The sequence below is a fragment of the Synechococcus sp. BA-120 BA3 genome (assembly GCF_034931285.1).
In the GTDB taxonomy this organism is placed as follows: domain Bacteria; phylum Cyanobacteriota; class Cyanobacteriia; order PCC-6307; family Cyanobiaceae; genus Cyanobium.
Window position 1 is genome coordinate 1 of record NZ_JAYGHZ010000054.1, and the last position, 8,438, is coordinate 8,438.

Annotated in this window: 10 protein-coding genes and 2 pseudogenes; 4 read left to right on the forward strand and 8 right to left on the reverse strand. The window is 68.9% G+C overall.

What is annotated here, in order from left to right:
* From VB737_RS04010 to psbB, 7 genes and pseudogenes are all read right to left on the reverse strand, one after another.
* A pseudogene (locus VB737_RS04010) lies at positions 1–389 on the reverse strand (sugar kinase); the annotation flags it as partial.
* Entirely contained in the window at positions 364–1,623 is a 1,260-nt protein-coding gene (gene metK, locus VB737_RS04015; RefSeq protein WP_500311333.1) for a methionine adenosyltransferase, read from the reverse strand. The gene metK and the pseudogene VB737_RS04010, both read right to left, overlap by 26 nt.
* Before the next feature lie 29 nt (positions 1,624–1,652).
* A complete protein-coding gene (locus tag VB737_RS04020; protein WP_500311334.1) occupies positions 1,653–2,459 on the reverse strand; it encodes an HAD family hydrolase in 807 nt (268 codons plus the stop codon).
* Between the two features lie 22 nt (positions 2,460–2,481).
* Positions 2,482–3,558 carry a 30S ribosomal protein S1 gene (locus tag VB737_RS04025; protein ID WP_094585049.1) on the reverse strand — a complete coding sequence of 359 codons (1,077 nt, stop codon included), beginning with the start codon at positions 3,556–3,558 and terminating at the stop codon, positions 2,482–2,484.
* 126 nt (positions 3,559–3,684) lie between these two features.
* A complete protein-coding gene (gene nrdR / locus VB737_RS04030; protein ID WP_094585050.1) occupies positions 3,685–4,170 on the reverse strand; it encodes a transcriptional regulator NrdR in 486 nt (161 codons plus the stop codon).
* 134 nt (positions 4,171–4,304) lie between these two features.
* The gene (locus tag VB737_RS04035; protein ID WP_010314684.1) at positions 4,305–4,400 is read right to left on the reverse strand and encodes a photosystem II reaction center protein T; all 96 of its coding nucleotides are present in this window, start codon (positions 4,398–4,400) and stop codon (positions 4,305–4,307) included.
* Positions 4,401–4,424: 24 nt separating this feature from the next.
* Complete coding sequence (gene psbB, locus VB737_RS04040) at positions 4,425–5,984, reverse strand: photosystem II chlorophyll-binding protein CP47 (protein WP_015109225.1); 1,560 nt, start codon at positions 5,982–5,984, stop codon at positions 4,425–4,427.
* Between the two features lie 192 nt (positions 5,985–6,176).
* Here psbB and VB737_RS04045 point away from each other — a divergent pair, with 192 nt between their 5' ends.
* On the forward strand, positions 6,177–6,647 hold the full coding sequence (locus VB737_RS04045; RefSeq protein ID WP_500311337.1) for a 2Fe-2S iron-sulfur cluster-binding protein: 471 nt from the start codon (positions 6,177–6,179) through the stop codon (positions 6,645–6,647).
* 27 nt (positions 6,648–6,674) lie between these two features.
* Complete coding sequence (gene psbM, locus VB737_RS04050; RefSeq protein ID WP_015109223.1) at positions 6,675–6,782, forward strand: photosystem II reaction center protein PsbM; 108 nt, start codon at positions 6,675–6,677, stop codon at positions 6,780–6,782.
* A gap of 7 nt (positions 6,783–6,789) precedes the next feature.
* On the opposite strand, the gene VB737_RS04055 is transcribed toward psbM, so the two are convergent.
* Positions 6,790–7,641 carry a universal stress protein gene (locus tag VB737_RS04055; protein WP_500311341.1) on the reverse strand — a complete coding sequence of 284 codons (852 nt, stop codon included), beginning with the start codon at positions 7,639–7,641 and terminating at the stop codon, positions 6,790–6,792.
* 71 nt (positions 7,642–7,712) lie between these two features.
* Here VB737_RS04055 and VB737_RS04060 point away from each other — a divergent pair, with 71 nt between their 5' ends.
* Positions 7,713–8,177, forward strand: a complete 465-nt coding sequence (locus tag VB737_RS04060) for an acyl-CoA thioesterase (RefSeq protein WP_500311340.1) — start codon at positions 7,713–7,715, stop codon at positions 8,175–8,177.
* A gap of 36 nt (positions 8,178–8,213) precedes the next feature.
* A pseudogene (locus tag VB737_RS04065) lies at positions 8,214–8,438 on the forward strand (DNA-processing protein DprA); the annotation flags it as partial.

Here is an 8,438-nt window from a genome sequence, read left to right on the forward strand (position 1 = left end):
GCCCACGCCCCGTTCCCCGCGGCCCGCGCACCGGTGGCCAGCAGCGTGGCGATGGCCCCGGCCTGCTCAGGACAGGCCTGGTGGTAGGGAAGGGCGTGCGCCAGTGGCGGCGGCAGCAGGCGGCCTCCTGGACCGCAGGCCAGAAGGGTGCCGGAGGTGCCATCGATGGCGACGGCCGCCACCCGCCGGCGGCACTCCTCGGGCACGGTGGCCACCAGATCGATCAGGCCTTGCCGCCAGGCTTCTGGATCCTCGAAGCGGCCCGGGTAGGGGGACTGCCTGCTCAGAACGGGGCTGGCGGGGTCTCCGCCGGGAGCCCCGGCCTCAGCCAGAACGGCCAGGCGCAGGCCGCTGCTGCCGAGGTCAACCCCCAGATACAGCGCTGACACGGCTCGCCGTGGCCTGCTTCAGGGTGGCGGCGATGGCGGTCACGTCCTCCCAGGGGAGATCGAGATCCTTGCGGCCGAAGTGGCCGTAGGCGGCGACGTCCTGGTAGAAGCGCCCGCCCCGCTGCTGGGGCAGTTCCCGCAGGCCGAAGGCTTCGATGATGGCGCCGGGACGCAGGTCGAAGTGCTCCTGCACCAGGGCGGTGAGGTCGGCGTTGCTGAGAGCGCCGGTGCCGAAGCTCTCCACCAGGATGCTCACGGGCCGGGCGACGCCGATGGCGTAGCTGAGCTGCACCTCGGCCTTGTGGGCCAGACCGGAGGCCACCAGGGCCTTGGCCACGTAGCGGGCGGCGTAGGCGGCGGAGCGGTCCACCTTGGTGGGGTCCTTGCCGGAGAAGGCGCCGCCACCGTGGCGGGCGTAGCCGCCGTAGGTGTCGACGATGATCTTGCGGCCCGTCAGGCCGGCGTCGCCCTGGGGGCCGCCCACCACGAACTTGCCGGTGGGGTTGACGTAGAAGCGCGTGCCCTCGGTGGAGGGCTTGAGGGGCAGATCGTCCGTGGCGGGCACCACCACGTGGGTCCAGAGGTCCTCCCGGATGCGCTGCTGCACCGCCTTCTCGTCGCTGATGCCGTCCACCTCGGCGGTGTGCTGGGTGGAGATGAGGATCGTGTCGATCGCCACGGGGCGGTCGTTCTCGTACACCACGCTCACCTGGGTCTTGCCGTCGGGGAGCAGGTAGCCGAGGCTGCCGTCATGGCGCACCTGGGCCAGCCGCAGCGCCAGCCGGTGGGCCAGGCTGATCGGCAGCGGCATCAGCTCCGGCGTTTCGTCGCAGGCGTAGCCGAACATGATGCCCTGGTCGCCGGCGCCCACCTTGTCGAGGGGATCGCCGTCGTGGTCGTCGGCCTCATCCACCCCCTGCGCGATGTCCGGCGACTGCTGATCAAGGGCGATGAGCACGGCACAGCTGCGGGCATCGAAGCCGCCGGCACGGGCGCCGCTGTAGCCGATCTGCTCGATCACGGCCCGCACCAGGGTGTTGAAGTCGACGCGGGCGTTGGTGGTGACTTCCCCCGTGATCAGGCAGAGGCCGGTGTTCACCACGGTCTCGCAGGCCACCCGGGAGGAGGGGTCCTGGGCCAGCAGCGCGTCGAGCACGGCGTCGCTCACCTGGTCGCAGATCTTGTCGGGGTGGCCTTCCGTCACCGATTCCGAGGTGAAGACGAAACGGCTCATAGGGGGATGGGATCAGTCGATGGCTGAGCTTATTCCCACCGGTTCGCCGGTCCCGGCACCACGGTGAGCTCCCGCCAGTGGTCCAGCTGCAGGAAGGAGCCATCCAGCGCCACCGGCCGCCGCCAGCCCGCCCGGTAGCCCAGCACCACCGGCACCCCGGCGGCCCGTGCCATGCGCAGGTCGCTGTTGGCGTCGCCCACCAGGGCACAGCTCTCCACCGCCACGCCCAGTTCCTCACACAGGCCGTGGATGGCGGCGGGGTCGGGTTTGCGGGGTTGGTGCTCGGCGCTCCAGACGGCCTGCACGTAGGCGGCCAGTTCGTGGGCCGCCAGGAAGGCCTCGATGCCCTCCACATGGTCGTTGCTGATCACGGCACAGCGCACTCCCGCCTGGCGCAGCGTCTCCAGCAGCTGCCGCAGGCCCGGGGTGGGGGCCGGGCGCTGCTCACTGCCCTGGCCGTGCAGGCCATCGGTGCGGGCGAACACCGCCTCGGCCGTGGCCAGGGCTTCGGGCCAGCCGAGGCCCACCTGGGCCAGGGCGGTGGCGGTGGCCACCAGGTTCTGGTCGCGGCTCCCCACCGCCATCGTGCCGGCCGGGTGGATCCCTGCGGCGGAAAGGCCGTAGGCGCGATGCAGCAGGGCGCCCAGGTCGCGGTGGCGCTCCGGGTCGGACGCGGCGAGGTCGGCCAGGGCCAGACAATGAAAGACCCTGGCCTGGGCCAGGGCCTCGAGCATCGGTTCGCTGTGGCTCATGGTGCCGTCCTTGTCGAACAGCACCGCCTCCAGTGGCCTGTCCCCGCAGGGAAGCGGGGTGCCCCGCAGGGAAAGGTGAACCATCGTCAGTGGATCCGAGCCGTGATCATTCGAGGGAGACACCCATCGGTTCGCTGTCCTCGGCCTGCTCGAGCAGCATCTGCTTGTAGCGGGCGGCCATCTCCTCGGCCTTGTCGAACACTTTCTGGGGATCGCTGAGCATGTCGCCCGGTTCCGGCTCGAGGGCCTTGGTGGACAGGGAGATCCGGCCCCGCTCGGCGTCGAGATCGATGATCATCACCTTCATCTGATCGTTGACATTGAGCACGGTGTGGGGGGTCTCGATGTGCTCGTGGCTGATCTCGGAGATGTGCAGCAGGCCGCTGACGCCGCCGATGTCGATGAAGGCGCCGTAGGGCTTGATGCCCCGGACGGTCCCCAGCACGACTTCGCCCACCTCGAGGCGGTTCATCTTGCGCTCCACCAAGGCACGGCGATGGCTGAGCACCAGGCGGTTGCGCTCTTCGTCCACCTCCAGGAACTTGAGGGGGAGGAAGTCGGCCACGAGCTCCTCCTTGGCCTTGCGGGTGCTGATGTGGCTGCCGGGGATGAAGCCCCGCAGGCCTTCTACCCGCACCAGAGCGCCGCCGCGGTTGGTGGCGAACACCTCGCTGTAGATGGTGGCGTCCTCCTTCTGCAGCTGACGCACCCGCTCCCAGGCCCGCTGGTACTCGATGCGACGCACCGACAGCGTGAGCTGGCCGTCCTCGTTCTCCTCGCTGAGGATGAAGAACTCGCGCACCTCGCCGGGCTCGAGCACGTCGGAGAGGTGCTCGACCCGGTTGATCGACACCTCCTGGAGGGGCATGAAGGCGGCGGTCTTGGCGCCGATGTCGATCATCGCGCCCTTGGATTCCAGGGCGAACACGGTGCCGTTGACGACGTCGCCCGGCTTGAAGTTGTAGTCGTACTTGCTGAGCAGGGCCGCGAACTCGTCCAGCGTGAAGCCCACACCGTCGCCGTCCCGTGCGCTGACCCGGCTGCTGGAGTCATCGGCGCTGGGCACCTCTTCCGGGATCGCCAGGTCGAGATCGGCTGTGGTCTCGATGTCGGCGGCCTCCTCGCTGCTGATCGGCGTGAGGGCCTCGAGGGTGTCGGCTTCGGAAGAAGGAGTGAGGGTCATGGAGCTGGGGCGGTCTGCCGGTGGCAGTGCGAAGGAAAGGGATGGCTGCCCGCCTGCAGCGCACACCCGATCGATCACTCTATCAACGGACCGGCTCGCCGATCGGCTCAGGGCCTGCTGGCGGGTTCAGCCCACCACCGCCAGCCGGCTCTTGGCCTTGCCGCGGCTGCCCAGCCCCTCAAGGGTGGCCACGAAATCGCTGACGCTCTGGAACTGGCGATACACGGAGGCGAAGCGCACATAGGCCACCTCGCTCATCTCCCTCAGGCGCTGGAGCACCAGCTCACCGATCTCATTGCTGCTCACCTCCCGGCCGACCCGCTGCTGCAGGGCCAGCTCAATGTCGTCGACGACGGCTTCGAGCCGCGCCGGTTCCAGGCCCGTCTTCTCGCAGGCCCGCAGCAGGCCGTGCAGCAGCTTGCTGCGGTTGAAGGTTTCGCGGCTGCCGTTGCGCTTGACCACGGTGATCGGAACGGTCTCGACCCGTTCGTAGGTGGTGAAGCGAAAATCACAGTTGAGGCATTCCCGCCGCCGCCGCACGCTGCGCCCGGAATCGGCGGCCCTTGATTCCAGAACGCGGCTATCGGTGTGTTGGCAGGAGGGACATTGCATCCCCGGGCACGCGTCCAAGTGATCGGAGTGTAAACAGCTACGCGCACAAAGAGAAGGGGTTGCCTCGCGCCTGGGGGCCGAAGCATGAAAAAACCCCCGGTGTCCCGGGGGCTGGCATCAATCAGGACGGCTGGTCACTTGCCGATTTTCGGGGGGTCGCGGAAGGCGATGGCGAAAAACAGCGTGGAAATGGCCAGGGCCAGGATCAGGATGTAGGCGAAGCTCTCCATGGGAATCCTCGGGGGGACTGGCGGTCAGCTGAGGGTGGAACCGGCCGGGGGCACGTAGCCCTCAGGCAGGCGCCGGGTGGAACGGTCGCCCAGTTTGGCGAACAGACCGAACTCCACCTGCTCACCGAGATCGGGGTCGATACCGGCGAAGACATCACGGTAGAGGGTGCGGGCACCGTGCCAGATGTGGCCGAAGAAGAAGAGCAGGGCGAAGCAGGCGTGGCCGAAGGTGAACCAGCCGCGGGGGGAGCTGCGGAAGGTGCCGTCAGAGTGGTAGGTCTCACGGTCGAACTCGAAGGCCTCGCCGAGCTGGGCCTTGCGGGCCAGCCGTTTGACATCCGCAGGGTCGGTGAAGGTCTGACCGTTGAGGGCACCGCCGTAGACGGTGGCCGTCACGCCCTGCTGTTCGAAGGAATACTTCGCCTCGGCCCGACGGAACGGGATGTCGGCGCGGACGATGCCCTGCTCGTCCTGGAGCACCACCGGGAAGTTCTCGAAGAAGTTGGGCAGACGGCGGACCTCGAGGTCGTGGCCTTCCTTGTCGGTGAAGGCGATGTGACCGATCCAGGAGGTGGGCAGGCCATCACCGTTGATCATCGGGCCCACGCGGAACAGACCACCCTTGGCGGGGCTGTTGCCGACGTAGTCGTAGAAGGCGAGCTTCTCGGGAATGGCCGCATAGGCCTCTTCCTTGGTGGCGCCGTTGTCGAGGGCGGTCTGGACGCGGCGGTTGATCTCGGTCTTGAAGTAGCCCTGATCCCACTGGTAGCGGGTGGGGCCGAACAGCTCAACCGGCGTGGCGGCCGAGCCGTACCACATGGTTCCGGCCACGATGAAGGCCGCGAAGAACACCGCGGCGATGGCGCTGGCCAGCACCGTCTCGATGTTGCCCATGCGGAGGGCCTTGTAGAGGCGCTCCGGGGGACGGGTGGTGATGTGGAAGATGCCGGCGATGATGCCGACGATGCCGGCGGCGATGTGGTGCGCCACGATCCCGCCCGGGTTGAAGGGGTTGAAGCCCTCCGGTCCCCAGGCGGGCTGCACCGGTTCGAGGTGGCCCGTCAGGCTGTAGGGGTCAGAGATCCACATCCCCGGACCGAACACACCGGTGAGGTGGAAGGCGCCGAAGCCGAAGCAGCCGAGGCCTGCCAGGAGCAGGTGGATACCGAAGATCTTGGGCAGGTCGAGAGCCGGCTCCCCGGAGCGGGGGTCCTGCCAGATCTCGAGATCCCAGTAGGTCCAGTGCCAGATGGCGGCCAGGAAGAGCAGGCCGCTGAAAATGATGTGGGCGGCGGCCACGCCCTCGAAGCTCCAGAAGCCGGGGTCGACGCCGGTTTCACCGGTGACGCTCCAGCCGCCCCAGCTGCCTGTCACACCCAGGCGGGCCATGAAGGGCATGACGAACATGCCCTGGCGCCACATGGGGTTGAGGACCGGGTCGGAGGGGTCGAAGATCGCGAGCTCGTAGAGCGCCATGGAGCCGGCCCAGCCGGCTACCAGGGCGGTGTGCATGAGGTGCACGGCCAGCAGTCGGCCCGGGTCGTTGATGACGACCGTGTGCACCCGGTACCAGGGCAATCCCATTGGGGGGTCAGGTCTGGGTTGACAGTTGCCGAAGCCGGTCGCCGGGGCGATGGCGGCTAAGGAGACGCTCGGTGATTACCGATCCGTGCTGGCGATGGTAAGGGTTGCGGGCAACGGCACGGGGCCCAGGTAACGGACCGCAACGGCGCGCCTCACAATGGGAGCCGTCGTGTTTCCCGAGAGGCTTCCGCCATGCCCGTGATCCGGTTCGTGCGCGAGCAGCGCGACGTGGAGTGCTACCCGGGGGAGAACCTCCGGGAAGTCGCCCTGCGCGAGGGCATCGAGCTCTACGGCCTGAAGGGCCGGCTGGGCAACTGCGGGGGCTGCGGTCAGTGCATCACCTGCTTCGTGGAGGTGGTGGAAGGCGGGGCGGCCAACGCCCTGACCGAACAGACGGCCGTGGAGCAGCTCAAGCTGAGGAGGCGGCCCCAGGGCTGGCGGCTGGCCTGTCAGGCCCTGGTGCAGAAATCGGTGATGGTGCTCACCAGGCCCCAGGTGGGACTCGCCGACCGGGAGGGCGACCTGGCCCGGGCCCGCACCCAGCCCCTGCCGGAAGGGCCCACCGCCTGGCCGGCCCCCCCCGAGGCCGAGGAGCCGGAGGCGGAGTCCGACCCATCCGCAACGAGCGATGAAGGGGGCGTCCTTCCCGCCGATGGGCGGTGATACCTTCTCAGAACCTCTCCAGCAGTCATGGAAACCAACGACCTCGGCTTCGTTGCCAGCCTCCTGTTCGTTCTGGTTCCCGCCGTTTTCCTGATCATTCTCTATATCCAGACCAACAGCCGCCAGGGCGGCTGAGGCGGCCTCAGCGCGCCCGCCCCTCTGGCTCCCGCACCAGCAGCACCGGAGCCGGGGCGTGCACCCGGATGTAGTCACTGACCGAGCTGCCCAGCAGCTTGTCGAGATCCACCAGGGCACGGGCCACGAGCGGCCTGCGGTCCTGGGAGGCGATCACCACCAGGTCCGCCTTCGCCTCCTCGGCGGCGGCGCACACACCCCGGGCGATGTCGCCCGTGCGATGCAATCCTTTCATCTCCACCCCGAAGCTGCGGGCCCGCTGGATCGCCTTCTGCAGCACCTCGTCACCGGGGGTGCGCCCCCCGCGTGAGGGGGTGATGTCCTGGCGGGACACATGCACGCCGGTGAGGCTGCCGCCGGGGATGCCCTGCACCAGCTCGCAGGCCAGCCGCAGGGCGTCATCGCCCACTCCGGTTCCGTCGATGGCCACCAGGACCCGGTTGATGGCCTTCACGTAGAGGTCGTCCCGCACCAGCAGCATGGGCCGGGTGGAGAGCTGGAAGACGTACTGGCTGGCGCTGTTGCCCAGAATCGACTGCAGCCGGCCCAGGCCCCGCGATCCCATCACGATCAGGTCGGCCTCCAGCTCATCGGCCACGTTGAGCACGGTCAGCTTGGCGTCGCCCTCCCGCACCAGGGTGTTGACCTCACCGGGGCTGAGGCCGAGACGTTCGATGGCCTCCTTGATCAGCACCTCGGCCTGCTGGCGATGGGTCTCCAGATCCAGGCCCCCCTGCTCGGGAATCACGTGCAGCAGGTTGATCCGGGCCTGACGGCAGGGAGGAATGTCCCGCAGGATGCGGACCATCTCCTCCACTTGACCCTTGCCGGAATCGGCGATCAGCAGGTTGCGGAACACGGACGTCAAAGAGGCTCTGGATCAGCCTATGGCTGATCCTGGTTCCGCACTCCCCTGTGGTGAAGACCGTGATGCAGCGCTCCGAAGCGGGCTGGTGGTGCCTGAACCGGCGGGTGCTGCCCCAGCACACCGATCACGCTGGCGTGATGTGGCACGGGGCCTATCTGGCCTGGCTGGAGGAGGCCCGCGTCGAGGCCCTGGCCAGGGCCGGCCTCCACTACAGCGACCTCTCGGCCCGTGGGCTGGAGCTGCCGGTGGTGGGCCTGCGCATCGACTACCGCCAGGCCCTGCTCCACGGTGACGCGGTCGCGATCCACAGCCGGGTGCTGCTGCGGCAGGGCGTCAAGCTTCCCTGGCAGAGCCGATTCCTGCGCCCGGACGGGGGGCTGGCGGCCGAGGCCTGCGTCGACCTCGTGCTGGTGGATCTCTCCGGGGGGGCCTCGCGGCGGCGGCTGCAGCGGCGGCTGCCGCCTGACCTGGAGCAGGCCCTGGCGATCCTGCGGGCGGGCCCCCTTGGCGCCGACGTTCACCCATAGTACGCTTGTACTACTGAACGGGCGCTGGCGCGGGCCATGGGAGATCTGGTGCAGGGGGCGTTCCCCCGCAGGGCGGTCCCGCCCTGGGACCGGCAGCGGCGTCTGTGGTGGCTGCTCTGGAGCCGCTGCCCCGGCCTCGGCTGGCAGCGGCTGCGGGCTCTCGAGGTCAGCTGTGGTGGACTCGCCGCCGCCTGGCGGGCCTCCGCCGCCGAGCTGGGGGCGGTGCCGGGTCTGGGAGAGGCTCTGGTGGCCGAGGTGGAG

What these genes read in the sequence shown, in the direction of transcription:
- metK (WP_500311333.1), bottom strand. Translation starts at nt 1,623, where the DNA reads ATGAGCCGTTTCGTCTTCACCTCGGAATCGGTGACGGAAGGCCACCCC.
- nrdR (WP_094585050.1), bottom strand. Translation starts at nt 4,170, where the DNA reads ATGCAATGTCCCTCCTGCCAACACACCGATAGCCGCGTTCTGGAATCA.
- VB737_RS04025 (WP_094585049.1), bottom strand. Translation starts at nt 3,558, where the DNA reads ATGACCCTCACTCCTTCTTCCGAAGCCGACACCCTCGAGGCCCTCACG.
- VB737_RS04060 (WP_500311340.1), top strand. Translation starts at nt 7,713, where the DNA reads ATGCAGCGCTCCGAAGCGGGCTGGTGGTGCCTGAACCGGCGGGTGCTG.
- psbM (WP_015109223.1), top strand. Translation starts at nt 6,675, where the DNA reads ATGGAAACCAACGACCTCGGCTTCGTTGCCAGCCTCCTGTTCGTTCTG.
- psbB (WP_015109225.1), bottom strand. Translation starts at nt 5,984, where the DNA reads ATGGGATTGCCCTGGTACCGGGTGCACACGGTCGTCATCAACGACCCG.
- VB737_RS04045 (WP_500311337.1), top strand. Translation starts at nt 6,177, where the DNA reads ATGCCCGTGATCCGGTTCGTGCGCGAGCAGCGCGACGTGGAGTGCTAC.
- VB737_RS04035 (WP_010314684.1), bottom strand. Translation starts at nt 4,400, where the DNA reads ATGGAGAGCTTCGCCTACATCCTGATCCTGGCCCTGGCCATTTCCACG.
- VB737_RS04020 (WP_500311334.1), bottom strand. Translation starts at nt 2,459, where the DNA reads ATGGTTCACCTTTCCCTGCGGGGCACCCCGCTTCCCTGCGGGGACAGG.